The 25,925-nt window shown below is 73.2% G+C and carries 23 protein-coding genes; 13 read left to right on the forward strand and 10 right to left on the reverse strand.

All coding sequences use genetic code 11. The annotated features are described in order from the left end of the window. Positions 1 to 2: 2 nt before the first annotated feature. Complete coding sequence (locus ABFT23_RS19810; RefSeq protein WP_347898336.1) at positions 3 to 1,373, reverse strand: hypothetical protein; 1,371 nt, start codon at positions 1,371 to 1,373, stop codon at positions 3 to 5. Further along, complete coding sequence (locus ABFT23_RS19815) at positions 1,370 to 1,789, reverse strand: hypothetical protein (protein ID WP_347898337.1); 420 nt, start codon at positions 1,787 to 1,789, stop codon at positions 1,370 to 1,372. The genes ABFT23_RS19810 and ABFT23_RS19815 overlap by 4 nt, the downstream gene beginning before the upstream one ends. Positions 1,790 to 1,924: 135 nt before the next feature. On the opposite strand from ABFT23_RS19815, the gene ABFT23_RS19820 reads away from it, so the two are divergent. Continuing rightward, entirely contained in the window at positions 1,925 to 2,560 is a 636-nt protein-coding gene (locus tag ABFT23_RS19820) for a hypothetical protein (protein WP_347898339.1), read from the forward strand. 25 nt (positions 2,561 to 2,585) lie between these two features. Here ABFT23_RS19820 and ABFT23_RS19825 read toward each other — a convergent pair whose 3' ends face one another. Continuing rightward, a complete protein-coding gene (locus tag ABFT23_RS19825) occupies positions 2,586 to 3,821 on the reverse strand; it encodes a hypothetical protein (protein WP_347898341.1) in 1,236 nt (411 codons plus the stop codon). Continuing rightward, the gene (locus ABFT23_RS19830; protein ID WP_347898343.1) at positions 3,818 to 4,375 is read right to left on the reverse strand and encodes a SigE family RNA polymerase sigma factor; all 558 of its coding nucleotides are present in this window, start codon (positions 4,373 to 4,375) and stop codon (positions 3,818 to 3,820) included. Before ABFT23_RS19830 ends, ABFT23_RS19825 begins: the two co-directional genes overlap by 4 nt. A 235-nt stretch (positions 4,376 to 4,610) precedes the next feature. Here ABFT23_RS19830 and ABFT23_RS19835 point away from each other — a divergent pair, with 235 nt between their 5' ends. Both ABFT23_RS19835 and ABFT23_RS19840 read left to right on the forward strand, forming a co-directional pair. Then, on the forward strand, positions 4,611 to 5,714 hold the full coding sequence (locus tag ABFT23_RS19835; protein WP_347898346.1) for an S-(hydroxymethyl)mycothiol dehydrogenase: 1,104 nt from the start codon (positions 4,611 to 4,613) through the stop codon (positions 5,712 to 5,714). Beyond that, positions 5,711 to 6,334 carry an MBL fold metallo-hydrolase gene (locus ABFT23_RS19840; RefSeq protein WP_347898348.1) on the forward strand — a complete coding sequence of 208 codons (624 nt, stop codon included), beginning with the start codon at positions 5,711 to 5,713 and terminating at the stop codon, positions 6,332 to 6,334. The genes ABFT23_RS19835 and ABFT23_RS19840 overlap by 4 nt, the downstream gene beginning before the upstream one ends. Positions 6,335 to 6,339: 5 nt before the next feature. Here ABFT23_RS19840 and ABFT23_RS19845 read toward each other — a convergent pair whose 3' ends face one another. Then, a complete protein-coding gene (locus tag ABFT23_RS19845) occupies positions 6,340 to 8,481 on the reverse strand; it encodes an MMPL family transporter (protein ID WP_347898350.1) in 2,142 nt (713 codons plus the stop codon). A 126-nt stretch (positions 8,482 to 8,607) separates the two neighbouring features. On the opposite strand from ABFT23_RS19845, the gene ABFT23_RS19850 reads away from it, so the two are divergent. Beyond that, a complete protein-coding gene (locus tag ABFT23_RS19850; protein ID WP_347898352.1) occupies positions 8,608 to 9,654 on the forward strand; it encodes a cobalamin B12-binding domain-containing protein in 1,047 nt (348 codons plus the stop codon). Here the strand turns inward: ABFT23_RS19850 and ABFT23_RS19855 are convergent. Next, positions 9,621 to 10,796: a class I SAM-dependent methyltransferase gene (locus ABFT23_RS19855; protein ID WP_347898354.1), complete on the reverse strand. Its 1,176-nt coding sequence runs from the start codon at positions 10,794 to 10,796 to the stop codon at positions 9,621 to 9,623. The genes ABFT23_RS19850 and ABFT23_RS19855 overlap by 34 nt on opposite strands. Positions 10,797 to 10,971: 175 nt before the next feature. Here ABFT23_RS19855 and groES point away from each other — a divergent pair, with 175 nt between their 5' ends. The 9 genes from groES to ABFT23_RS19900 all read left to right on the forward strand — a co-directional run bounded on the left by groES (position 10,972) and on the right by ABFT23_RS19900 (position 21,424). After that, positions 10,972 to 11,265 (forward strand): co-chaperone GroES, encoded by a 294-nt coding sequence (gene groES / locus ABFT23_RS19860; protein ID WP_347898356.1) that lies wholly within the window; start codon positions 10,972 to 10,974, stop codon positions 11,263 to 11,265. A gap of 108 nt (positions 11,266 to 11,373) precedes the next feature. Continuing rightward, positions 11,374 to 12,996, forward strand: a complete 1,623-nt coding sequence (gene groL, locus ABFT23_RS19865) for a chaperonin GroEL (protein WP_347898358.1) — start codon at positions 11,374 to 11,376, stop codon at positions 12,994 to 12,996. 300 nt (positions 12,997 to 13,296) lie between these two features. Further along, entirely contained in the window at positions 13,297 to 13,842 is a 546-nt protein-coding gene (locus tag ABFT23_RS19870) for a hypothetical protein (protein ID WP_347898359.1), read from the forward strand. A gap of 3 nt (positions 13,843 to 13,845) precedes the next feature. Then, positions 13,846 to 14,409: a hypothetical protein gene (locus tag ABFT23_RS19875; protein WP_347898361.1), complete on the forward strand. Its 564-nt coding sequence runs from the start codon at positions 13,846 to 13,848 to the stop codon at positions 14,407 to 14,409. Positions 14,410 to 14,490: 81 nt separating this feature from the next. Then, positions 14,491 to 15,360, forward strand: coding sequence for a GNAT family N-acetyltransferase (locus ABFT23_RS19880; protein WP_347898363.1), 870 nt, complete (start codon positions 14,491 to 14,493; stop codon positions 15,358 to 15,360). 27 nt (positions 15,361 to 15,387) lie between these two features. After that, complete coding sequence (guaB, locus tag ABFT23_RS19885) at positions 15,388 to 16,890, forward strand: IMP dehydrogenase (RefSeq protein ID WP_347898365.1); 1,503 nt, start codon at positions 15,388 to 15,390, stop codon at positions 16,888 to 16,890. An 87-nt stretch (positions 16,891 to 16,977) separates the two neighbouring features. Next, on the forward strand, positions 16,978 to 18,084 hold the full coding sequence (locus ABFT23_RS19890) for a GuaB3 family IMP dehydrogenase-related protein (protein ID WP_347898367.1): 1,107 nt from the start codon (positions 16,978 to 16,980) through the stop codon (positions 18,082 to 18,084). Positions 18,085 to 18,260: 176 nt separating this feature from the next. After that, positions 18,261 to 20,249 carry a PPC domain-containing protein gene (locus tag ABFT23_RS19895; protein ID WP_347898369.1) on the forward strand — a complete coding sequence of 663 codons (1,989 nt, stop codon included), beginning with the start codon at positions 18,261 to 18,263 and terminating at the stop codon, positions 20,247 to 20,249. Positions 20,250 to 20,446: 197 nt separating this feature from the next. Continuing rightward, on the forward strand, positions 20,447 to 21,424 hold the full coding sequence (locus ABFT23_RS19900; RefSeq protein WP_347898371.1) for a DMT family transporter: 978 nt from the start codon (positions 20,447 to 20,449) through the stop codon (positions 21,422 to 21,424). Here ABFT23_RS19900 and ABFT23_RS19905 read toward each other — a convergent pair. From ABFT23_RS19905 to ABFT23_RS19920, 4 genes are all read right to left on the reverse strand, one after another. After that, on the reverse strand, positions 21,336 to 22,559 hold the full coding sequence (locus ABFT23_RS19905; RefSeq protein ID WP_347898372.1) for a CapA family protein: 1,224 nt from the start codon (positions 22,557 to 22,559) through the stop codon (positions 21,336 to 21,338). The two genes, ABFT23_RS19900 and ABFT23_RS19905, sit on opposite strands and share 89 nt — an antisense overlap. A 76-nt stretch (positions 22,560 to 22,635) precedes the next feature. Further along, positions 22,636 to 22,800, reverse strand: coding sequence for a hypothetical protein (locus ABFT23_RS19910; RefSeq protein WP_347898374.1), 165 nt, complete (start codon positions 22,798 to 22,800; stop codon positions 22,636 to 22,638). Between the two features lie 45 nt (positions 22,801 to 22,845). Continuing rightward, the gene (locus ABFT23_RS19915; RefSeq protein ID WP_347898376.1) at positions 22,846 to 23,343 is read right to left on the reverse strand and encodes a DUF4303 domain-containing protein; all 498 of its coding nucleotides are present in this window, start codon (positions 23,341 to 23,343) and stop codon (positions 22,846 to 22,848) included. Positions 23,344 to 23,395: 52 nt separating this feature from the next. Continuing rightward, positions 23,396 to 25,906 (reverse strand): 5'-nucleotidase C-terminal domain-containing protein, encoded by a 2,511-nt coding sequence (locus tag ABFT23_RS19920; RefSeq protein ID WP_347898378.1) that lies wholly within the window; start codon positions 25,904 to 25,906, stop codon positions 23,396 to 23,398. Positions 25,907 to 25,925: the final 19 nt, after the last annotated feature.

Genomic DNA, 25,925 nt, shown 5'->3' on the forward strand with positions numbered 1-25,925 from the left:
ACTCAGTCGAGCACCTCGGGGGCGCCCTCGTCGTCGGTCCAGTCGCTGCCGTCGTCGAACAGGTCGCGCTCGCGACCGTCGCGGCGCTCGTCGCGTCCGCGGCCACGCCCGCCGGCGCCGACGCCACCGGCACCGACGCCACCGCGTCCGCCGGCCGCACCGCGCGCACCGGCGCCGCCCCGGCCGCCGGCGCCACCGCGACCACCGGCGCCACCACGACCTGCGCCGGCCGCACCCACGCCACCACGGCCGACGCCGCCACCGGCGCCGCGGGTGACCGGGGAGCCCGTGCCGACGGCGCCGCCGCGCCCGAGAGCGCCCGAGGGACCGGCGGCGCGCCCGCCGGACCCGATCGGTCGCGGGGCCGGTGCGCTGCCACCGGGGACGATGCTGCGACCGCCCGGTGCACCGGGCGCACCCGAGCCGCCGAGCAGGCCACCGGCGGCGAGGGGGCCGGGGTTCACGCCGTTCGGGGACGGTGGCGCGCCGACCGGACCGGGACCGCTGCCGCCGGGGCCGGGCACGTAGCCGCCGGGGCCCTGGGGGCTGGTCGGGGCGGACGGGCCCTCCGGCCGGACCGGGACCGGGGTCTCGGGGTAGTCCCACGGGGGCGTGCCCGGTGGCGCCCCGGGAGGCAGACCGGGCGGGAGGCCCGGCGGCGTGCCCGGCGGGAGGCCCGGGGGAGTCGGCGTCGGCGGGGTCGGCGGGGTGGGGGTGCCCGGCGGGACCGGCGGCGGCATGTTGACGGGCGTCGGCGGCCGGCCGGGGCCGCCGGGGGCACCCGGCCCACCCGGCCCACCCGGGCCACCCGGACCGCCGGGACCGTTCGGCCGCTGGGGGTCGGGGATGCCGTGGATCTTCTTCATCACCGGGATCGTGCGCCGGAAGACCTCCTCGAGGTCGTCGGCCCGCTCGCGCGAGATCCTCTCGCGACGGTCGATCTCGAGCTGGTAGTCGGCCATCGTCGGCTGCTTGCCCTCGGGCTTGACGTCACCGTTCTCGTCGGTCTTCGTCGGACGCGGTGTCGGGTCGGGGCGCTCGGGGATCTCCGTACCGTCAAGGGAGTGCAGCTTCTTGACGGCCTCCCTCAGGATCGGGTGGACCTCGTCGAGCGCGTCGGCACCCTCCTTCAGCCGCTGCGCGTCGTCGCGCATGTCGGCGACGGCCTTGGCGAGGTTCTTCTTGAACGTCACCCCCACGCGACCGGTCAGCTGCATGTCGCGGGTCGAGGCGACGGCCAGGGCGCCGGCGAGCTCGTCGAGGAGCTTCTTGGTGTTGCGCCAGGTCTCGGCCGACTTCTCGACGGCCTCCGGGTCGGCGCCGACCATCGCGGCACGGAACCGCGTCTCCTGGGGGCCCGGTGCGCCGGTCATGACGGCTCCTCTCCGTTGTCGCGACCGGGAGTGCCACCCGGCGGCGTGGGCTCGAGGTCGTACTCCTCGAGCAGGTGCTGGCTGGTGAGCTCGATCTCCTCGTCCTCGATCACCATGTCGCGGTGGTAGTTGCGCACCCAGTCGCTGGTGCCGGTCAGGGTGGTGACCATCGAGGAGAGCGAGCGGACGAAGTAGTCGTGGGCCAGCGCCGTGTGGTGGCCCATCGACTCGGCCGTCCACGAGCCGCCGAAGGCGGACTCGCGGATCTCCCCGAAGTCCATCTCGTCGAGTGCGTCGGCGGAGCCGAGCAGGTGCGCGACGGTCTTGCGGATGATCTCCTCGTCGATGTTCAGGTTCTCCAGGAAGTCCTGGATGCCGTCGGCGAAGGGGATCAGGTTGAGCGGAGGGGTTGGCATCTCGTCTGTGCTCCTCGTCGGTGTTGCCCGGTGCAAGGACCGCCTACCCGGACGAGCCGGACCCAAACCCCCGGCCCCGTCCGTCGCCCGCCACCCTAGGCTGGGAGCCTCCAGACCTCTCGGAACAGGATCGCCATGAGTCGACGCACCCGCAGCGCCTCCGTCATCGCGCTGGTCGTCGCCACTGCCGTCCTGGCCGCGTGCTCGGGCACCTCCGACCCCGAGGCCGGGAGCGGTCCCGCGTCGTCGGCGTCCGAGCCGACGTCCGAGCCGACGTCGAATCCCACCTCCGAGCCCACGTCAGAACCGACGTCAGAACCGACGTCCGAGACGACCGGCCCGGCGCCGGCCGAGGGCCTCGAGCTCGTCTACGAGGACTACCGGCTCCGCGTCCCCGTCGGCTTCGAGCCCGACATGGACGGTCCGTTCTCGGTCGCGGCCACCGGCGGCAAGGGCGGCGGGACGACGATCACCCTGTTCGCGTTCCCGACCCAGCCGACCCCGCGATTCACCATGCGCGAGCTGCAGGACTACCTCCGGCAGTCGTCCTCCGACCCGATGACGAGGCGTGCGCCCGTCGTCGTCGACGGGGTGCGCATGGCCGCGGCCAACTTCAGCGAGTTCGGCGACCTGTACTGGGCCGACAAGCTCGCCGCCCAGGTCGGCGCCAACGTCGTGTCGATCACCTTCGCCTGGGACAAGGCCACCACCCGCGAGTACCAGGAGCAGGTCATGGCCTCGGTGCTGGCCACGGTCGAGTGGCCGACCTGACCCACCCCGGTCCCCGGCCGGCGTCCTAGCGGCCGACGAGGCCGAACGGCGACTCGAAGTCCGAGCCCTTCACCGGGCCGGCGACGACGGTCGGCTGGTCGTCGCCGATCGTCAGGGTCTGGATCGACCACTCCTGGGCGCCGAAGTCGAAGAACTGGGCGGCGAACGTGTCGTCGTCGATCCAGGAGTACCTGGTCGGGCCGCCGTCGCCCGGCGGGTCGAACCGGGCGACCTCGTCGCCGGTGGCCGTGTCGACGACCGCGATCCAGGCCGGCCCGAAGCCGTCGGTCTGCGCCGGCTCGGCAAGCAGGTAGCGGCCCGACGGCGAGAACTCGGTGTAGCGCAGCTCGCACGACTCGATCGTGTTCTCGGCGGTCTCGGGGTCGTAGACGGCCGAGCACTCCTTGAAGTCCTCCAGCCGGGAGATGACGGCGAGCCGGCCGGCGTCGTCGACGTCGTAGACCAGCTGGGTGCCGGGCAGGGCCACGTCGTCGATGCCGTGGGAGTCGATGGAGCGGGCGTCGCTGGTGACCATGTCGTTGGTCAGCACGACCCGGCAGCCGGAGCCACCCGCCTCGGGGTCCTCGCAGTCGGGCCCGCCGACGACGGTGCGGATCGACCAGCCCTGGACGTCGTCGGACAGGGTCCGCTCGCCGTCGGCCCAGATCGTCTGCAGGAGCCCGTCGGGGGTCACGTAGGCGGCCAGGTCGCCGGCCTGGTTGGCGACGAGGGCGGTGCCGCCGGCGGCGTCGCGCGTCTCGACGACCGCGCCGTCCTCGATGAGGTCGATGCTCAGGTTGCCCTCGTTGTCGCGGTCGCCCGCGACGATGCGGTCGCCGAGCTGCACGACGTTGTCGTAGGTCGCCCGGGGCAGCTCGTAGACCGAGCCGTCGGGCCGGTGCCACGTCGCGCCCTCGAGGTACGACGGCCCGGACGCCGCCGGCGCCGGGTCGACCGTCGCCGGGTCGGTGGCGCTCGGGGTGCTCGTCGCGACGGGGACGTCGTCGGGGGAGCTGTCGCCGAGGCCGTTGCCCGCGGCGACCGCCACGGGCACGATGACGGCGGCCGCGGCGAGGATGCCGCCGGCGACGGCGAGCCGTCGGTTGCGCTGGATGGTCATGGCCTTGCCTCTCACGGAGTCGAGGGACAGCGGCGCCGCGTTGAGGTCGCGGACGCGACGGTCGAACTCGCTGCTCATCGCTCCCTCCCAGGGCTCGTCGCCGTGCTCGTCACGGGTCTGGTCGTGGTGCTGGTCGTTCATCGGACCTCCTCGGCTCCGCCACCGGGGTGGAGGGACGTTGGGACGCGGGTGCGCAGCGCGGCGACCGCGCGGCTGCACTGGGACTTGACGGTGCCGACCGAGATGCCGAGCACGTCGGCTGTCTCGGCCTCGCTCAGCTGCTCGTAGTACCGCAGGACGACGACGGCGCGGGCCTTCGGCGGCAGCGACTGGACGACGTCCCACAGGGCCGTGCCCTGCCCGTCGTCGTAGGTGTCCTCGTAGGGCGTGTCGTGGAAGCCCTCGGGTGTCAGGTCGGTCGCGTGCTCGCGCTTCTTCCACGGCCGGCGCCACAGCGAGTTGTTCTCGTTCACCATGATCCGGCGCACGTAGGCGTCGACCGAGTCGCGGTCGCGGACCTTGTCCCACGCCAGGTAGAGCTTGGCGAGCGAGGTCTGCAGGACGTCCTCGGCGGTGTGCCGGTCGCCGGTGAGCAGGTACGCCGTGCGCAGCAGGCTCGGCTGGCGCGCCGCGAGGTAGGAGGTGAACTCCTCGTCGCGGCGGGCCTGCCGGTCGTGCCGGTCGCCCGTGCTCATGTCGTCAGTCTCGGCTCTGTTGCGGCTGTGGAGCTGCATCGGGGGCCTCCTTCGTTCACGTCACCAAGACGCACGTTCTCGCCGAGAGGTTGCAGCGGGCTGGCGGACGTCTTGCACGCGACGTCCCTCGACCCGTCCCTCGACCCCGCCCCTCCTACCGGCGTCACCACCGATGCGGTTGCATGGAGCCCACCGCCGTCCGGCATCACCGGGCAGATCGAGCACAGGAGCACGCATGCCGCAGCAGGTCCAGGCCGTCGTCGCCAAGGCCAAGGGAGAGCCCGTCGAGCTGGTCACGATCACCGTGCCCGACCCCGGCCCGGGGGAGGCCGTCGTCCAGGTCCAGGCGTGCGGGGTGTGCCACACCGACCTGCACTACCGCGAGGGCGGGATCAACGACGACTTCCCGTTCCTGCTCGGTCACGAGGCCGCCGGCGTCGTCGAGGCGGTCGGTCCCGACGTGACGTCGGTGCAGCCGGGCGACTTCGTGATCCTCAACTGGCGCGCGGTGTGCGGCGACTGCCGCGCGTGCAACCGCGGCGAGCCGCAGTACTGCTTCGCGACGTTCAACGCCACGCAGAAGATGACGCTGGAGGACGGCACCGAGCTGTCGCCCGCGCTGGGCATCGGCGCGTTCGCCGAGAAGACGCTGGTCGCGGCCGGGCAGTGCACGAAGGTCGACCCCGACGCCCGCCCGGCGGCCGTGGGCCTGCTCGGCTGCGGGGTCATGGCCGGCATCGGCGCGGCCATCAACACCGGCCAGGTCGGACGCGGCCGCAGCATCGCCGTCATCGGCTGCGGCGGCGTGGGCGTCGCCGCGGTGGCCGGCGCCGCGCTCGCCGGCGCGAGCCCGATCATCGCCGTCGACATCGACAAGCAGAAGCTCGAGGCGGCCCGCAAGCTCGGCGCCACCCACCTCGTCGACTCCAGCGAGACCGACCCGGTCGAGGCCATCAAGTCGATCTGCGCCCAGACCTACCCGGGCGCCGAGGGCGCCGACGTCGTCGTCGAGGCGGTCGGGAGGCCCGAGACGTGGAAGCAGGCGTTCTACGCCCGCGACCTCGCCGGCACCGTCGTCCTGGTCGGCGTCCCGACGCCGGACATGACCGTGCCCGAGATCCCGCTCATCGACGTCTTCGGTCGCGGCGGGGCGCTCAAGTCGAGCTGGTACGGCGACTGCCTGCCCTCGCGCGACTTCCCGATGCTCGTCGACCTCTACCGCCAGGGCCGGCTCGACCTCGACGCCTTCGTCACCGAGGAGATCGGCATCGGCGACATCGAGGCCGCGTTCGAGAAGATGCACGGCGGCAACGTGCTGCGCTCGGTCGTGGTCCTGTGAGCGCCTCCTCGGCGGTCAGGGTCGACCACGCCGTCTCGTCGGGCACGTTCACGCTCGACGGCGAGACGTTCGACGTCGACAACAACATCTGGGTGATCGGCGACGACACCGAGTGCGTCGTCGTCGACGCACCCCACTCGGTCGACGACATCCTCGCGGTGGTGGGGGAGCGCAAGGTCAAGGCCATCGTGCTCACCCACGCCCACGACGACCACTGCCGCGTCGCCCCGGCGCTGCGCGAGGCCGTGGCCGCGCCGATCCTCCTGCACCCCGACGAGCGACCCCTGTGGGAGCTGACCCACACCGACTACCTGTGGGACGTCGACCTGTCCGACGGCCTTACGGTCGACGTCGGCGGGACGACGCTGCAGGTGCTGCACACGCCCGGCCACGCACCGGGCGCCGTCTGCCTCTACGCGGCCGACCTCGGCTGCGTGTTCACCGGCGACACGCTGTTCAACGGCGGACCGGGCGCCACCGGTCGCTCGTTCAGCGACGCCGACGTCATCGTCGACTCGATCCGCGAGCGGCTGTTCGCGCTGCCCGGCGACACCGTCGTGCACACCGGGCACGGCGACGACACGACCATCGCCGCCGAGAAGGAGAGCCTCGGCGCCTAGCGGGGTCAGGGCGCGGCGTCGACCTTCTCCTCGCGCACCTCGTCGGCGTGCCCCGGCCACCACGCGGCGTGGCCGAGCATGGCGGTGAGGGCCGGGGTGAAGAACATCGACATCACGAACGCCGCGACCAGGATGCCGAAGGCGAGCGCGAAGCCCATCGACTGGAAGAACGCGTTGCCGCCGAGCATCAGGGAGGCGAACGTGCCGGCCAGGATGACGCCGGCGGCGGCGATGGTCGGGCCGGCGTGCTTGATCGCCTCGGCCGCCGCGGCGCGGGGCTCGCGTCCGGCCCGCGCCTCCTCGCGCAGGCGGGCCACCATGAGGATGTTGTAGTCGGTGCCCAGCGCGGTGACGAACAGGTAGATGTAGATCGGCAGCAGGAAGATGAGGCCGTTCTCGCCCACCGCGTGCTGGAAGACCAGCACCGTCGTGCCGAGGGTGGCGGCGAAGCCGAGGCCGACGGCGGCCATGAGGTACCACGGCGCGACGAGGCTGCGCAGCAGCAGCGCGAGGATCAGCATGATCACGATCGCGGCCACCGGGAAGACCACCTTGTAGTCGCGCGCCATCGCCTTCTGGAGGTCGGCGAACACCGACGGGGTGCCGCCGACGTACGCCTCGGTGCCCGCGGGCGCGGCCGAGTGGGCGACGTCGCGGATCGGGCCGTCGACGTCCTTCAGGGCGGTGTCGGAGGTCGGGTCGGAGTCGAGGACCAGGCTGATCTGGGCGACGGTGCCGTCGTCGGAGACCTGTGGCGGGTACACCTGGTCGACGCCCTCGGCCTTGCCGAGGGCCTCGGCGTAGGTCTTCAACGCGGCCGGGTCGAGCCGCCCGTCGTCGGACTTCACCAGCACCGGCACCGGCTCGCTCGCGCCGGCGGAGAAGTGCTCCTGGAAGGTCTTGAGCCCCTCGGTCGACTCGACGTCGTCGGGGAGGCTGGAGTTGAAGTCGAACGAGGCGTTGAACTGCAGCGCGAAGAGGGCCAGCACCACCATGACCAGGCCCGACACACCCGCGAACACGCCCGGACGGCGTCCGACCGACTGACCGGCCCGTCCGAACCGGGCGGCCTCGGGCTCCTTGCGCCACGCCTTCGACGGCCAGAACAGGGCCCGGCCGAGCAGCGTGATGACGGCCGGCACCAGGGTGAGCGCGGCCAGCAGCGTGACGGCGACGGCGATCGCGAGCGCGGGCCCGATGGCGCGGAAGATGCCGAGCGAGCTGAGCAGCAGCGCCGAGAACGCCACGATCACGGCTCCGCCGGCCGAGGCGATGGCCTCGCCGGCGCGCTCGAGGGCGTCGACGACGGCGTCCTTCGTCTCCTCGCCCCTGCGCAGAGCCTCGCGGTAGCGGAACAGGAAGAACAGGATGTAGTCGGTGCCGATGCCGTAGAGGACGACGACCATGATCGTCTCGATCGAGGAGTCGGCCCTGAGGTCGAAGATCTCGTTGGCCCAGGCGATGAGACCGGTGGCGATCGGCGAGACGACGAGCACCGTGGCCACCGGCAGCAGGCAGATGACGACGCTGCGGAAGATGATGGCGAGCAGGCCCACGATGAGCACGATCGTGGCGACGCCGACGATCAGCAGCGTCGTCTCGGCGGAGTCCTGCGAGTCGAGGCCCTGGGGCACCGAGCCGGTGGTCAGCGCGGTGAGGTCGGTGCCCGCGAGGAGGTCGTCGAGGTCGGTGCGCAGCTGCTCGGCGTCGTCGAAGGCCTGCGGGTCGAAGCCGGTGGCGCCCTCGGCGAGCCCGACGACGCCGATCTGGGCGACGCCGTCCTGCGACACGTTGGGGCTGCCGTCGGGACCGGTGGTCACGACCTGCTGCACGAACGTCTTCGCGCCGAGCTCGGGGCCGAGCCGCTTCGCGACGTCGGCGATCGTCGTCTGGTCGTCGGCGGTCAGCGTGCCGCCGTCGGTGCGCTCGAAGACGATCAGCGCCGCCGGCGTGGTGGCGCCGGGGAAGGAAGCGGACTGAAGGTCGATCGCCTTGACCGACTCGTAGTGGTCCGGGAGGAACTCCGATTGCTCCTGGGTGGTCTCGAGGGTCGGGGCGAAGGAGACCACCACGACGGCGGCGGCGATCCAGGCCAGGACGACGAACCACGGACGGCGGGAGGCGATGCGACCGAGGAGGGCGAACACGGGTCAGCACGCTAGTCACACCCTTGCGGGTATATCCAGTGACTTCTCGATGACGTTGGGTGGCTGGACGGTCGCCGTCTCGCGAGCGGCCACGATCGACTCCACGTCCGCCGACGAAATGGCTCGATGAACCAGCTCCGCTCCGACTACTGGGCCGCACTCGAGTCCCGAGACCGGGCCGCCGCCTTGACGATCGTCAAGGCCGAGCACGAGGCCGGGCGCACCGCGACCGAGCTGATCGACGAGCTCGTCGTCCCGGCGCAGGCGCGCATCGGCGAGCTGTGGCTCTCCGGGCTGTGGAGCGTGGAGCAGGAGCACGAGGCGACCGCCATCAACGAGGGCCTGGTGCACTGGCTCGGCTCGTTCGCGCCCGAGCCCGACCCCGACCGCCCGACCGTCGTGGTGGCCTGCGTCGAGACCGAGCGGCACTCGCTGCCGGCCCTGGTCATCGCCGAGGGACTCGGGTGGGCCGGCTTCCGGGTGAGCTACCTCGGCGGCGACCCCGACCCCGACCACCTGGTGCGCGAGGTGCTGCTCACCCGCCCGCACGCAGTGCTGTTCAGCGCCTCGCTGACGTCGTCGCTGGCGCCGCAGAAGCGGGTCTTCGCCGAGCTGCGGTCGATGGGCATCCCGGTCGTCGTCGGCGGCAGCGCGTTCGGGGGAGACCCCGCCCGTGCCGCGGCCCTCGGGGCGACGGCCTACGCCGCCGACCTCGCCGAGGCCATCGACGTGCTCGAGCAGCTGCCCGGCCGGCTCGAGCAGGTGCCCGTCCCCGACCGCACCCCCGGCGACGTCGAGGGCGAGTGGCTCGTGGAGCAGCGGCACGTGCTCGTCGAGGGGGTCGTCGCCCGGCTGCTCGACCGGATGGGCCACGCCGATCGTCGCCTCCAACCTGTCTGGTGGCCCGACCTGGTCGGGCACGTCGACCACGTCGTCGGCTGTCTCGCGGCCTCCGTCGTCACCGGCGACGAGACGATCGTGATCGAGGTGCGCGACTGGCTCACGCAGGTCGTCGAGGCCCGCGGGGGCGAGCGCGCCGTCGTGGGCGACGTGTGGTCGCTGCTCGCCGTCCCGCTGCGCGGGCACCCCTTGTCGCGGCTGCACCTGGCGGCCGGGGCGCCGGCCGCGGCGGAGTCGTCTCAGAAGGGCTCGACCAGCAGCGCGGTGCCCTGACCCGACACCCGGGTGAGCACGATGGTCGCCTCGGCGTCGCCCTGCAGGGCGAGGCGCTTGCGCAGCTGCTCCGGCACGACGTCGACGCCGCGCTTCTTGATCGTGAGCCGTCCGACGCCGCGTTCGCGCAGGGCCGCGCGCAGCTGCTTCTCGCGGTAGGGCAGGTGCTCCAGCACCCGGTAGCCGCGGGCGAACGGCGTGCGGAACGAGGCGTCGGCGGTGACGTAGGCGATGTGCTCGTCGACGAGCCCTCCCTCGACGCCGGCGGCGACCGCCGTCACCAGCCCGGCGCGGACGACGGCGCCGTCGGGCTCGTAGAGGTAGGCGCCGACGCCACGGACGCCGACCGCCGCCGGCCCCGGGTCGTCGTCGTCGGTGAGGGTGGCGAGCCCGGTCGCGCCGATCACGGTGGCGCGGCGGGCGGTGGTGGCGAGCCGGCCCGACCAGAGCGCGGCCTCCTTCACCTCGCCCCGGTCGCTGACCCACTCGGCCTCGACGCCGCCGGGCACGAGCGCGTGCGGGATGCCGGGGGCGACCTTGACGCACGAGTCGCGCGCCAGCAGCGTCTCGACGAACGACCACGGCGGCGTCCAGTCCTCGGCGCGGAAGGTGCGACCGGCGCCGGTGCGGCGCGCCGGGTCGGCGTAGGCGACGTCGAACGGGCTGGTGTCGACCCGCGTCGCGTCGGCCACCTGGACGGCGCCCGGCAGGCCGAGCGCGGCGAGGTTGGCCTCGGCGACCGCCACCCGCACGGGGTCGAGGTCGACGCCGGCGCAGGTGATGCCGGCCTCGGCGACGGCGACGAGGTCGCCGCCGATGCCGCACCCGAGGTCGACGTGGGTGCGGGCCTCGAACGCCGTCAGGCGCGCGGCGCGGTGCCGCGCGACGCTGAGACGCGTGGCCTGCTCGAGGCCGTCGGGCGTGAAGTACATCCGCGCCGCGCTCGGGCCGAGCTTCGGCTCGGCGCGCCGGCGCAGCTCGACCTGGGTGAGCGCTGCGGCGACCCGGTCGGGGGAGTCCTGCCGCCGCAGCTCGGCCTGCACGCGCAGCGGCTCGGGCTCGACCGCCGCGAGCTCGCCGGCCCGTGCCAGCAGCTGCTGGCCGTCGTCGGTGAGCAGCCATTGGAAGGCGTCGAGGTCCACCCGTCGAGTCTCGCAGGGGTGCTCCTGGCACTCGCACCTGGGGAGTGCTAGTTTCGGTGCTGGCACTCTCGCCCCGAGGGTGCCAGCGCTTGCGACGTACGACCCCCGCGACGGCGTACACCCGCAGGCCCCCTGTCAGCCCGAGCACAACACCGAAAGTGGAGGTTGATCCGAAGTGTCGGTCAACATCAAGCCTCTCGAGGACCGCATCGTCGTCAAGGCCCTCGAGGCCGAGCAGACCACGGCCTCCGGCCTGGTCATCCCGGACACCGCCAAGGAGAAGCCGCAGGAGGGTGAGGTCATCGCCCTCGGCCCCGGCCGCGTCGACGACAACGGCAACCGTGTCCCGCTCGACGTCGCCGTCGGCGACAAGGTCATCTACAGCAAGTACGGCGGCACCGAGGTCAAGTACGCCGGCGAGGAGTACCTCATCCTCTCCGCCCGCGACGTCCTCGCCGTCGTCTCCTGATCCTCAGCGATCACTCCGGGTCGTGTGCCTCTGGCCGGTCTCCTGACCGGCCGCGGGCACACGACCCGTTCTGTTCCACCCACCGTTCTGCCTAGGAGCTAGTTCCTCATGCCCAAGATCCTGGAGTTCGACGAGAACGCCCGCCGCGCGCTCGAGCGTGGCGTCGACGCCCTCGCCAACGCCGTCAAGGTCACCCTCGGTCCCAAGGGCCGCTACGTCGTCCTCGACAAGAAGTGGGGCGCGCCGACCATCACCAACGACGGCGTCACCGTCGCCCGTGAGGTCGAGCTCGACGACCCGTTCGAGAACCTCGGCGCCCAGCTGACCAAGGAGGTGGCCACCAAGACCAACGACGTCGCCGGCGACGGCACCACCACCGCCACCGTGCTCGCCCAGGCGATGGTCCACGAGGGCCTGCGCGCCGTCGCGGCCGGCGTCAACCCGATGGGCCTCAAGCGCGGCATGGACCTCGCCGCCCAGGCCGTCAGCGACGCCCTCCTCGAGTCGGCCCGCGAGGTCGAGACCCGCGACGACATGGCCTCGGTCGCCACCATCTCGAGCCGCGACAGCCACATCGGCGACCTGCTCGCCGACGCCTTCGACAAGGTCGGCAAGGACGGCGTGATCACGGTCGAGGAGTCCAACACCATGGGCACCGAGCTCGAGTTCACCGAGGGCATGCAGTTCGACAAGGGCTACATCAGCCAGTACTTCGTCAGCGACCCCGAGCGCATGGAGGCCGTCCTCGACGACCCCTACATCCTCCTGCACCAGGGCAAGATCAGCTCGGTCGCCGAGGTCCTGCCGCTGCTCGAGAAGGTCATCCAGTCCGGCAAGTCGCTGTTCATCCTCGCCGAGGACGTCGACGGCGAGGCGCTCTCGACGCTGGTGGTGAACAAGATCCGCGGCACGTTCAACGCCGTCGCGGTCAAGAGCCCCGCCTTCGGCGACCGCCGCAAGGCGATGATGCAGGACATCGCGACCCTCACCGGCGCGCAGGTCGTCGCCCCTGAGGTCGGGCTCAAGCTCGACCAGGTCGGCCTCGACGTCCTCGGCACCGCCCGCCGCATCGTCGTCACCAAGGACAACACCACGATCGTCGACGGCGCCGGCGACGCCGCCGAGGTCGAGGCCCGGGTCGGCCAGATCAAGACCGAGATCGAGTCGACCGACTCCGACTGGGACCGCGAGAAGCTCCAGGAGCGCCTCGCCAAGCTCGCCGGCGGCGTCTGCGTGATCAAGGTCGGCGCGGCCACCGAGGTCGAGCTCAAGGAGAAGAAGCACCGCATCGAGGACGCCGTCTCCGCCACGCGCGCCGCGATCGAGGAGGGCATCGTCCCCGGCGGTGGCTCCGCGATCATCCACGCCGTCTCCGTGCTTGCTGACGACCTCGGCCTCACCGGCGACGAGGCGATCGGCGTCCGCGTCGTCCGCAAGGCCGCCGACGAGCCGCTGCGCTGGATCGCCGAGAACGGTGGCGAGAACGGCTACGTCGTCACCACCAAGGTGCGCGAGCTCGGCCTCGGCCAGGGCTACAACGCCGCCACCGGCGAGTACGGCGACCTCGTCGCCCAGGGCGTCCTCGACCCGGTCAAGGTCACCCGCTCGGCGCTCATCAACGCGACCTCCATCGCCGCGATGCTGCTGACCACCGAGACGCTCGTCGTCGACAAGCCCGAGGACGAGGACGACGACGCCGCGGGCGGCCACGGTCACGGCCACGGCCACTGATTGATGGCGCGAGCGGAGCTCGCGCGTGGCGCGCCGCCTGGAGCGACCGCGCCGCCCCACGTCCGGGGCACGCCCTGCGCTCGCAGGGCTCGCTCCGGGCGACCCCGGCCGCGAGCCGGCGCGCCCGCGCGGCGCGCCGTGCAGGTGGCTGAGGTGAGCTGAACGAGGTCACGAGGGCCCGGTGCTTCGGCACCGGGCCCTCGTGCGTGCCCGGGTGTGCGGAGTTGCCGATACGGGCGCGCGGGGCGCAGGGGGCGTGCCAGGCTGAGCCGGGTCGGGTCCGAGAGCCGGGGAGGGTGCATGGACGACGGGGACGAGGCGCGCCCACCGCGACTGCTCGTCGCCCTGCTGGCCTTCCTGCTGCTCGTCGTCCTGGCCACGGCCGGGGTGCTCGTCCACGACCGCACGAGCGAGGCGGCGGAGGTCGGGGCCGAACGACCGGCCGACATCGGCCTCGCCGGGTGGCAGGACGACGACGCGGGGCGCGCCGTCGTGGCGGCGCGTCGGGCGGCGACGCGCTACTTCAGCCTCGACCACCGGCACGTGCGTCGCGACCTGCGCCGCATGCGCGCGCTCGGCACCGCCGGGTTCGTCGAGCGCTTCGACGCCCAGTCCGAGGCCGTCGCGCGCCGGGTGCGCCGCGATCGCCTGCAGCTGGTGCCGGCGCTGCCCGACGACGGCACCGCCACCGAGTACCTCGACCCGGCGCGAGCACGGGTCCTGGTCGCCGTCGACGTCACGATCCGCAGCAGCGCCGGCGAGCGGACGACGCGCTACCGCACCCGGGTCGCCCTCGACCGGGTCGACGGCGACTGGCTGGTCGCCGCCCTCGACGAGGTGGCCTAGGCGATGGCGTTGCTCGGCGACCGACGCGTCTCGGTGCTCCTCGCGCTGGTGCTGGCCGGCTCGGCCCTGTGCGTCGGGCTCGCCCTCACCCGCCCGACCCCGGCCGGGGCCGGCGACCCACCGGCGGCGGTCGGCGGGCTCGGCGACCCGCCCTACGAGCCGGCCGCCCTGCGAGGCCCCGGGCGCGCGGCGCTCGAGGCCGCCGTCGTGGCGGTGCCCCTGACGCTGCGCTACGACCACCGCGACCTCGACGTCGCGCTCGAGGCCGCGACCGACCGCATGACGCGGCGCTACGCCCGGACCTTCACCCGGGTCTTCGACGAGCGGGTGCGTCCGTTCGCCCGCCGCCGGGCCGCCGTGGCCGAGGCCGTCGTGCGCGGGGCCGGCGTCGTCCGCGCCCCGGACGACGAGCACGTCACGTGCCTGGTCTACGTCGACCAGCTCCTCCTCGAGGCCAAGGGGCGGGCCGACGACGCCGAGCCCGAGGTGCTCGGCCGCAACCGGGCCTACGTCGAGCTCGTGCTGGTCGACGGCGAGTGGCTCGTCGACGACCTCCGGCCCCTGTGACGGCCCCGTCGTAGCGGCGACGAAACGCCGGTGACGTCGTCGCGCAACCCGGCCCCGTCACGCTGAGGCATGGTGTGGCGAGTGCGTGCGACGCTGCCGGATCGTCCCGGCACGCTGGCCGTGCTCGCGCACGAGTGCGGCAAGGCCGGCGTCAACATCCTGGCCCTGCAGGTCTTCCCGGACGACGAGCAGGTCACCGACGAGCTCGACGTGCGCACGCCCGAGGGCTGGGGCCCCGACGACGTCGTCGACCTCCTGCACCGCGCCGCCGCCACCGACGTCCTCGTGCTGCCGTGCACCGAGGAGGCCCGGCTCGACCAGCCGACGCGCTACGTCGAGGCGGCGCGCGCCGTCCTGGCCGACCCGGCGTCGTTCCCGCACGTCGTGGCCCGGCTCTTCGACGCCGACGTGCGGCCCGGTGACGCGCCCGAGGACGTGATGGAGCTGCAGGTCGACGACGTCCAGGTGCAGGTGCGCCGGGTCTCGCCCTTCACCGCGGTCGAGCGCGCCCGGGGCGCCGCGGTGGCCGCCCTCGTCGGCGACGTGCTCGACCGCGAGCGCCGGGCGTCGGTGCCGCGCGGTGCCGCGGCCATGGGGCGGGGTGTCGACCCGGCCTACGTCGTCGACGGCGGCCGCGTCACGACGCTGGCCGACGGCGTCGCGATCGGCTTCGCCCGGGTGACGCCGACCGGCGAGCCGGGCCTGTCGGCGATCGAGATCGAGGTCGACCGCGCCCACCAGCGCCGTGGCATCGGCACCCGGCTGCTCGGCACCGCGGCTCGCCTGGCCCGCGGTGCCGGCGCCGAGCAGGTGGTGCTGACGACGGCGCACGACAACCGCGCGGTCCTCCCGATGGTCCTCGCCGCCGGGCTGCGTGGGCGCATCCGGATGTCCGGCGACGTGCTCACGGTGCGCATCGTCGTGAGCGGGCTGCGGCCGCTCAAGGGGTGACCCCGGAGGCTTGCGTAGACTCGGGGGGTGGAGGTTCCAGAGAAGTTCGCCGCCCTCGGTCTCACCTACGACGACGTCCTGCTGCTGCCGGGTCATTCCGACCTCGCCCCCGACGAGATCGACACGACGACGCGCCTGACGCGCGAGATCAGCATCAAGGTGCCGATCATCAGCGCTGCGATGGACACCGTCACCGAGTCGCGCATGGCCATCGCCATGGCCCGCCAGGGCGGCCTCGGCGTGCTGCACCGTAACCTGTCGATCGACGACCAGGCCTACCAGGTCGACCTCGTCAAGCGCACCCAGACGGGCATCATCTCCAACCCGGTCACCATCGGCCCCGACGCCACGTTGGAGGAGCTCGACCGCATCTGCGGCGAGTACCGCGTCTCCGGCCTGCCCGTCGTCGACACCGACAACCGGCTCCTCGGCATCTGCACCAACCGCGACCTGCGGTTCACGCCGGTCGCCGAGTGGGCCACCACCAAGGTCGACGAGGTGATGACCCCGATGCCGCTGGTCACCGGGCCGGTCGGCATCTCGCGCGACGACGCCACGCTCCTGCTGCGCCAGCACAAGCGTGAGCGGCTGCCGCTCGTCGACGACCAGGGCCGCCTCGCGGGCCTCATCACCGTCAAGGACTTCGTCAAGGGCGAGCAGTTCCCGCTCGCCTCCAACGACGGCCACGGCCGGCTCATGGTCGGTGCCGCCATCGGCTACTTCGGCGATGCCTGGCTGCGCGCCACCACCCTCATCGAGGCCGGCGTCGACGTGCTCGTCGCCGACACCGCCCACGGCAACGTGCGGATGCTCCTCGACATGGTCCAGCGGCTCAAGTCCGACCCGGCCACGAAGCACGTCCAGGTCATCGGCGGCAACGTCGGCACCCGCGAGGGCGCGCAGGCGTTCGTCGACGCCGGCGCCGACGCGGTCAAGGTCGGCGTCGGGCCGGGCTCCATCTGCACCACCCGCGTGGTCACCGGTGTCGGCGTCCCGCAGGTCACCGCCGTCTACGAGGCCTCGCTCGCCTGCAAGCCGGCCGGCGTCCCGGTCATCGCCGACGGCGGCATGAAGCACTCCGGCGAGATCGCCAAGGCGCTCGTGGCCGGTGCCGACGCCGTGATGGTGGGCTCGCTGCTCGCCGGCTGCGACGAGTCGCCCGGCGACCTCGTGTTCGTCAACGGCAAGCAGTACAAGGCCTACCGCGGCATGGGCTCGCTGGGTGCGATGTCGAGTCGCGGCAAGAAGTCCTACTCCAAGGACCGCTACTTCCAGGCCGAGGTGACCAGCGACGACCAGATCGTGCCCGAGGGCATCGAGGGTCAGGTCGCCTACCGCGGCCCGCTCGCCAACGTGGCGCACCAGCTCATCGGCGGGCTCAACCAGTCGATGTTCTACGTCGGCGCCCGCACCGTGCCGCAGCTGCAGGACAAGGGCCGGTTCGTGCGGATCACCTCGGCCTCGCTCAAGGAGAACCACCCCCACGACGTCCAGATGACCGTCGAGGCGCCCAACTACTCGGGTCGCTGAGAACCCGGGGGGTGCCGGACGGCGTACGGCCCGCCCCGCCCCGAGCCGGTGACGGCCGGCGGCCGGTGGGTCTGCGAAACTACGGCCATGACCGAGATCCAGATCGGCCAGGCCAAGCGGGCCCGCCGCGCCTACTCCTTCGACGACATCGCGATCGTGCCCTCGCGGCGCACGCGTGACCCCGAGGAGGTCAGCGTCGACTGGCAGATCGACGCCTACCGCTTCGACCTGCCCGTGCTCGCCGCCCCGATGGACTCGGTCATGTCGCCGGCCACCGCCATCGCCCTCGGGGGCCACGGCGGCCTCGGCGTGCTCAACCTCGAGGGCCTCTGGACCCGCTACGACGACCCGAGCGACCTGCTCGCCGAGGTCGCCGGGCTCGAGGGCACCGACGCAGTCCGCCGCATGCAGGAGATCTACGCCGAGCCGGTCAAGGCCGAGCTGATCTCCGAGCGCGTGCGCGAGGTCCGCGACGCCGGCGTCACCGTCGCCGGCGCGCTGTCGCCGCAGCGCACCAAGGAGTTCGCCAAGACCGTGGTCGACGCCGGCGTCGACATGTTCGTCATCCGGGGCACCACGGTCTCGGCCGAGCACGTCTCGAGCCAGGCCGAGCCGCTCAACCTCAAGGAGTTCATCTACGAGCTCGACGTGCCGGTCATCGTCGGTGGCTGCGCCACGCACCAGGCGGCGCTGCACCTCATGCGCACCGGTGCCGCCGGCGTCCTGGTCGGCTTCGGCGGGGGAGCGGCCCACACCACGCGCACCGTGCTCGGTGTCGCCGTCCCGATGGCGAGTGCCGTGGCCGACGTCGCCGCGGCCCGCCGCGACTACCTCGACGAGTCCGGCGGGCGCTACGTCCACGTCATCGCCGACGGCTCCATCGGCAAGTCGGGCGACCTCGCCAAGGCCGTCGCCTGCGGCGCCGACGCCGTCATGGTCGGCTCGCCGTTCGCCCGCGCCACCGACGCGCCCGGCCACGGCTTCCACTGGGGCACCGAGGCCACCCACGAGGTGCTGCCGCGCGGCCAGCGGGTCAAGCTCGACCAGGTCGGCACTCTCGAGGAGATCCTGTTCGGTCCCTCCCGCGTGGCCGACGGCACCATGAACCTCATCGGGGCACTGCGCCGCTCGATGGCGACGACCGGCTACACCGACCTCAAGGAGTTCCAGCGCGTCGAGGTCGTGCTGGGGTAGCAGGGCGGGCGCGTGAGGGTTACCCCTTGCGTCTGGCGGTGACTCTTCCCCCACCTAGGTAGTCGACTTTAGGTTCGCCTTCCGGGTCCTCGGGGGACCCTGGCGAGGGTGGGGCATGGGGCCGACCTGGGCGTGGTCCCTCGGGGGCCGCAGCCTCTCGGAAAGAAGACCCGCCCATGATCAGACCCGCCCGCCGATCGCGCGCGATCGGACCCGTCGGACTCACCCTGACCGCCCTCGTGGTGGCCGGGACGGCCGTCGCCGCGCCGTCCGCCCAGGACGACGCCCCGCTCACCTCGGCCCAGCAGCAGGCGCTCGACGCCGGCTTCCAGGTCGCGCCGAAGTCGTCCGGGGCGAAGGCCCGCGCGGCGTCGTCCACCGGGGCGAACCCGTTCCTGGCCAACCTGCCGGACGTGGCGGGCGTCGACTTCGCCGCCTGGAAGGCCACGCTGACCGCGGCGGGCGAGGCCCGCTCCGCCACGACGTCCTACCGCGAGGCGCGGGCGCAGGCCAACGCCGTCACGCCGGCCGCCAACACCGTCGTCGTCCACGACGAGCAGGAGCCGGCCGGCACCGCCGGGTCCAACGACTCCCTCGCCAACGCCGAGCGCATCAGCGCCTTCGGCACGGCGAAGGGCAAGTCCAACGTCGTGCGGATCATCGGCGAGCAGGCCCAGCTGCCCACGCCGACCCCGCAGGCCCTCGAGCCGGCCGCCGAGGACAACGGCTCCATCCCGCTGGCTGCCGACACCGGCATCTCCGGGGTCAGCGCCGTGACGACCACCGGCCAGCTCGGCGACGGGCCGCACGGCTCGGCCGGCACCGGTAGCAACGACTTCGACGTCTACGCCGTCGACCTCACCGCCGGTCTCTCCCTGGTCGCCGACACCTCGGGCCAGGCCACCGACACGATCCTCGCGCTCTACGACGCCGCCGGCGAGCTCGTCGCCGCCGACGACGACGGCGGCGCCGGCCTGGCGAGCCTGCTCTCCTACGACGCCGCGACCACCGGCACGCACTACCTGCTCGTCGCCGGCTACTCCGCGGCCGGCCCGCTGCCCGCCGACCCTGCCGACAGCGGCTCCGGCGCCGGCGGGGCCGACGAGGGCCCCTACGACCTCGCCATCACCCAGTCGCAGCTCGACCGCGACGCGTACGCCGTCAAGCTGCGTCCGGGCGACGTCGTCGGCGGCGTCGCCAACGGCCAGGCCGACGAGCTCACGGTCTACCGCCCCGACGGCAGCCAGGCCGTCGGTGCACCCGGCACCGACGCGTCGTCGCTCTACGCACCCGAGTCGCCCCTGCCCGGCGGTGGCAACACCACCTTCGGTTACGTGGCCGAGGAGGCCGGCTGGTACGTCATCGACGTCGCCGGGCTCACCGGCGCCTACAGCGTGCAGATCGAGGGCTACCGCCCCGGCGCGCAGCTCGACCGGAACAAGAACCAGACCGTGCTGCTCGACTTCGAGGGCGGCCGGGTCAACACCGGTCTGTGGGGCGGCCCCGGCGTCCGCGAGCTGTCGCCGTTCTCGGCGTTCCTCGGCAAGTGGGGCATCACCCGCGACCGCGAGCGCGCGCTGATCAACCGGATCACCACCGTCGTGCGCGCCAACCTCGAGGAGGTCGGCGACGGCGGGCTCAACGACCCGCGCGTCACCGTGGTCAACTCGCGCACCCACCCCGAGCTGCGCGGCAAGGAGAACGTCTCGCGCGTGGTCGTCGGCGGCACGATCGACCAGTCGGGCATCTCGACGATCGGCATCGCGCAGTACATCGACCCGGGCAACTACGGCCACGAGGACACCGCGCTCGTGCTGCTCGACGTGCTCAGCGACCCGACCGGCCCGGCCTCGCTCAACACCTACCTCACGGCCGCCAGCGACCGGGAGAAGTTCGTGGCCAACGGCGTCGGCAACGTCACCGCCCACGAGATCGGGCACATGATCGGCAGCTACCACACCGACAACGCCTCCGAGACCGTCAACCTGATGGACTCCGGCGGCGCCAACTTCCAGAACCTGTTCGGCGTCGGCCCCGACGGCATCGGCGGCACCGCCGACGACCCCAACGTGCGGTTCGTGGAGGACACCTACTCCCCGGTCGAGGGCTTCACCGGCACCGAGGACACCCAGAACGTCACCGCCTGGGCCTACCCCCCTCGCTGATCGGCGGGGCACCCCCACCCCCGCGCGCGATGCCCCCGGTTCCGTCCACGTTCCGGGGGCATCGCCCTGCCCCGGCGCCGATCTCTGCCAGACTGCCGCCATGACGTCGCGCTGCGTGCTCCCGCCTCCGGTCGCCTGACCGGAGCACCACCCGCTCCGGAGAAGACTCCTCGTCCCTCTTCTTCGAAGGCACCGTCATGTCCCTCGCTCGTCCCGGCCTGCGCGCCCGCGCCGGCCTGTTCCAGATCTGTCTCGCCGGCGCCCTGTGGGGCACGGGCGGGCTGGCCGTCGAGGTCGTCCGCGACCACGCCCCGCTCTCGCCGCTCACCATCAGCGCCTACCGCACCGGCATCGCCGCGTTGGTGCTGCTCGTCGCGGCCCTGCTGTTGCGCCGGCTCGGCGACGTCCGGCGGCTGCTGCGCGAGCGGCCCGGCCTCACCTGTCTCGTCGGCCTGTGCACCGCGGCCTACCAGGCGCTGTACTTCGCCTCGGTGGTGGCGGTCGGGGTCACCGTGTCGACCGTCGTGAGCCTCGGACTCGCGCCCCTGCTGCTCGCCGGGCGGGACGCCGTCCGACGCCGGGCGCTGCCGTCGCCCCGCGAGGCCCTGCCGGTGGTGGCCGCCTTGGTCGGACTCGTGCTGGTCAGCGGCACCGCCGGCCACGGCGACACCGGACCCGAGCCCGTGCTCGGCGTCGTGCTCGCCATCGCCTCCGGGACGGCGTACGCCGCGGCGACCGCGTGGGGCGAGGGACTGGCGCGCAGCACCGACCCCGTCGTCCTGACGACGGCCACGACGTCGGTCGGCGCCCTCGGTCTGGTGCCCGTGGCGCTGCTCGGCGGCGGGCCCTACGTCACGGCCGACCCCGAGGCCGTCGCCACCCTGCTCTACCTCGGCGTGCTCACGTTCGCGCTCGCCTACGCCCTGCTCTACGCCGGCCTGCGGACGACGAGCAGCAGCGCGGCCGTCGTCGCGACGCTCGTCGAGCCGGTGACGGCCGGGCTGGTCGCGGTGGCCTTCCTGGGCGAGCGCCTCGGCGCGCCCGGCGTGGTGGGCATGGTGCTCGTGCTGGTCGCGATCGCGACCCTCAACGCTCCACCAGCTCCGGCTGCCGGCCCTGTGCGTGCACGGCCTCGCGGATGGACGCGCGGGCGGCGAGCAGGCGCGCGCGACTGAGCGGTGACGTTCGGCCGTCGGCGAGCGCCCGCGAGATCCGCTGCACGCGGACCGGCCCGCCGTCGCCGTACACGTTCCACGCCGTCGGCACGTAGGCGGCGTTGGTGACCGCGTAGCGGCCGTCGGGTCGCTCGCCGAACGTGAACCGCACGGTCACGCCCTCGTAGGTCTCGGTGCGGTACGCCTCCTGCTGGGCGACCATGTTGCCGAGACCGTAGGCGACCCACGTCCCGTTGACCCGGGTGATCGGCTGCACCACGTGCGCGTGCTCGCCGAGCACGAGGTCGACGTCGGGGGAACGGGTGAGCCGCTCGACGAGGGCGACCTGCTCGGCGGTCGGGTCGTGGTCGTACTCGGCCCCGCCGTGCACGTGCACGACGACGACGTCGGCGCCGGCCCGACGGGCGGCGCGGGCCTGGCGCAGCAGGTTGTCGGCGTCCCACGTCGAGACCGACCACGGCCGCCCCTCGGGCACCGGGAACCCGTTGAGGCCGTAGGTGCCGGCCACCAGGCCGACGCGCACCCCCTGGGCGGTGTCGAGCACGACGGGACGACGCCGCTCGGCCGGGCTGCGGAACGTGCCGACGTGGGCGATGCCGGCCCGCTCCAACAGGCCGGCCGTGTGTCGCAGGCCTTCCCAGCCCTGGTCGACGGCGTGGTTCGACGCCGTCGTGCAGGCGTCGAAGCCCATGGTGGCCAGCCACGGCGCGACCTCGGGCGGGGCCGCGAAGACGGGGTAGCTCTGCAAGGGCTGTCCGGGCCGGGCGAACGGGACCTCCTCGTGGCAGATGGCGAGGTCGGCCTCGGCGATGATCGGCCGCAGGTCGGCGAACATGGGGTCGAAGTCGTAGGGGCCGCGTCCGGTGCGGGCGGCGTCGTCGGCGGCGCTCTGCCACACGGTGTTGTGCCACAGCAGGTCGCCGCCCATGACGATGCTGACCTCGCGCGGCGGCCGTGGTGGGGCCGGCGGCTCCGGAACCGGATCAGGCTCGGCGACCGGGGTGGCGGCCGGCTCGACGACGACGGCGAGGGCGGCGTCGGGTGCCGGGTCGGCGACGGTCGGACCGGGCACGGTGGCGGCGGCCGTGGCAGCGCAGGAGAGGAGCGCTGCGGCGCCGAGTCGTCGCAGGGTCACGGGTGGGAGACGCGGCCGGACGCGTTTCGGTTGTCAGCCGCGGCTCCGGATCCTGCTCGCCGCGCGGGCGGTGAGGTCAGGCCGACCAGCGCACCGAGTCGTAGACCAGGTCGGCCATGGGGTGCACGCCGTGCAGGTCGTGACGCTCGTCGAGCAGGTGCGTGACGCCGGCGGTGAACCGGGCCATCGAGATCGCGCGCCGGGTGGCGACGTCGTCGGTGGCGGCGTGGTGGTCGGTCATGGGGGCTCCCGATGCAAAGGCGACTAAATTGGTATAGATAGTACCTCAGGCGTGACGGGCGAGGTAGGTCTCGAACCGCGCGGCGTGGGCAGGGGAGGTCCGCCGCATCCAGGCCGGCTCGTCGCGGTGCCCGCCGTCGGTCACGGTGAAGAGCAGCAGCAGGTCGCCGGCGTCGGCCCGGAGGGCCTCGAGCACGCGCACGCAGGTCTCGAACAGGCCCGTCGTCCACGACTCGCGATCGGTCTCGTCGAGACCGGCTGCGGCGCGCCGCGACAGGTCGTCGAACATCGCCGCGGCCGGGCTGTTCCCCTCCATCGCCCACTCGGCCGGTGAGAAGGTCCGGTAGTCGAGCTCGTCGGGGTCGTCGTCCCGGCTCGCCGCCAGGTGGCTGTGGGTGTCGAACGCCTCGCACACGGTCATGGCGTCGTCGTCGCTGTAGAGCGCCATGGCCCGCAGGTCGTCGCCGTGCCGCGCGCGGACCGCGGCGAGCGCGGTGCGGGCCGCAGCGAGGATGTCGTCGTGGAGGACGGCGGGGTCGGTCACCCCGACCGCCTACCCCGACCGCCGCACCGCGAACCCGCCGAGCCCGTCCGCCCTACTTCTTCTTCACCCGGATCCGCGCGCTGGTCGAGCCGGCGGCGGTGAACGGGTCGCCGCCGTAGGTGACGACGGCCTTGAGGGTGCCGGCCTTCTTGATCTTGGCGAGGGCGATCGTGACCTTGCCGCCGCGGAGAGTGCCGGCGTAGGACCTGCCGGCGACCTTGACGGTCACCCGGCCGGACGGCGTGAGGGCCGTGGCCCGGACCTGCACCGTGACCTTCGGCCTGGTCCTGCCGGCGATTACCTTCGTGGGTGCCACCGTGGCGGAGACGGTCGGCCTCGCCTTGGCGACGACGACGCGGGCCGCGGCGCTGGTGCTCGGCCTGATGGTGCCGGTGCCGAGGTAGCGCGCGGTGACGGTGCGCGCGCCCACCGTCGGGAACGGACCGACGGTCGTGGTGGCGCGGCCACCGGCGAGCGTGACGGTGCGCTGCGCCACGCCGTTGACGAGCACCCGCACCTGACCGGTCGGGTTGCTGCCGGCGGCGACGCGGAGCGACACCGTGGCCTTGCCGCTGCGGACCGCGACCGACGCGGGCGAGACCGTGACGGTCGTGCTCGACGTCGCGGCGATCGTCACCGGCACCTCGACGACGGTGCCGGTCGTGGCCCCGGTGACCCCGACGACGGCCGGCCCGGCCGGCAGGCCGGCCGGCACGGTGGCCCGGACGGTGGCGGCACCGTCGGTGACGGCGACCGTGCCGAGCGACGCGGAGCCGAGCTCGATCGCGACGGTCTCGTCGACCACGTCGCCCGGCGCCGAGAACGACAGGCCGCTCAGGTCGAGCGCCAGTGCCTCGCCGGCGAGGTAGGACGCCCGACGTCCACCCGGGAACGTGACGCCGACGGCGTGCTGGGCGGTGTCGACCGCGGTGGGCTCGGGGGAGTCGAGGTGGGCGAGCACCGCGGCGAGGCCGGTGGTCGTGGTGGTCACGCGCTGGGTGCCGGTCGCGAACGCGGGGATGCGATCGCCGGCGGCGAGCGTGGCCGGCACCGCGGCGGTGTAGGTCGCGGCCGGAGCGAGCGCGACGCCGTCGATGCGGACGCCGCTGACGCGCGAGCCCTCGGCGGCGGCCGGGTCGTAGGTGTAGGTGAGTCCGGACGACGAGCCCAGCACCACGGCGGTGCGGCCGGCGCGCCACTGCTGCTCGAGAGCCGCGGTCACCTGCTGGCCCGTGAGACGCATCGTGGTCAGGACGTCGCTCGAGGGGAGGGCCGCGGCCGCCGCGCGGTAGCCGACGTCGGTGCCGAGATCGCCGGCCAGCGTGCCCGGGTCGACGAACGACAGGTCGGTGTCGGTCGCGTCGCGCTGCGCCTCGGCGACGAGGTTGGCGAGGGTCGACTCGGCTGTCGGGTCGACGGTGCCGCCCGCGAGCCGGGAGCGGCCGGCGGCGGCGTCGAGGCGGCCGACGGCGACGTCGGGCAGGGCCTGGATGTCACGGAAGTCGACGGTGTCGAAGCCGCCGCGGTGCTCGAGCCCGACGAAGCCGGTCGCCGTCGGGGTGCCGGTGCGGTCGAGGGTGTTCACGACGACGTCGTTGAGCAGCACCCGCATGCGCTTCGGCGTCAGCTCGATCTCGAAGGTGTTCCACTGGCCGATCGGGCGGAGGGCGCCGCTGACGGCGACGGCCGTGGCGGCCTTGGTGGCGCCGTTCGTGACGATGTTGCCGGTGCCGTCGCCGATCATCACCTGGTGTCCGCCGGAGGCGGGGGTGGTGCGGGCGGTCGAGCCCAGGTAGACGCTGGAGTCGTCGTTGAGGTCGTTGCGCCGCCAGTCGAGGCGGACCGTGGCGACGTCGTTGGCCTGCTGCGTGGTGAACCAGGTGACGCCCGAACCCCGGGTGCTCCTGATCGAGCAGTCGGTCTGTCGTCCGAAGCCGCCGCCGCCGGACTTGCGCCACCCGTCGAAGGTCGCGAACGTGCCGTCGAACAGGCTCGTCCACCCGGGCGTCGTCGGCGTGGGGAGGCAGGTGTCGGGCGCGGTGCCGCCGACCTGGATCGCGTCGAAGTTGAGCCGGCAGAAGTCGGTTCCGCGGTCACAGTTGACCGCGATGGTGTTGGCGCCGGCGTTGAGCGTCACGTCGGCGCGGGCGAACCGCCAGGTCTCCCAGTCGGCGAAGCTGGTCATGTCGTACTGCACGACCTGGCGGTTGCCGCCGTTGGTGAGCAGGCCCATCGAGCGGGTCTTGTTCTCCTCGGTGCTGAGCGGCCCGGCGGCGTAGCGGATCCAGACGGGATAGCTGCCGGCCTCGGGCACGGTGACGGTCATCGTCGACGTCATGCCGGTCTCGCGGAACGTATAGGAGCCGGTGCCGGAGAAGTTGCCGTGGTCGCCCGAGTTCTGGGCCGGGCCGCCCGAGAGGGCGCCGTCCTCGACCTCGGCCCAGGCGACGGGCACGTCTCCCGGGGCGGCGGACGACGGCGCCGGGGCGACGGCGAGGAGGGCGAGCCCGGGGGCCAGGACGGCGGCGGCCGCGGCGCGCGCGACCCACTGCTTCACGGTCATGCAGGTGAACGTATGACCA

It is taken from the genome of Nocardioides secundeburneus, assembly GCF_039939255.1.
Taxonomy (GTDB): Bacteria; Actinomycetota; Actinomycetes; order Propionibacteriales; family Nocardioidaceae; genus Nocardioides.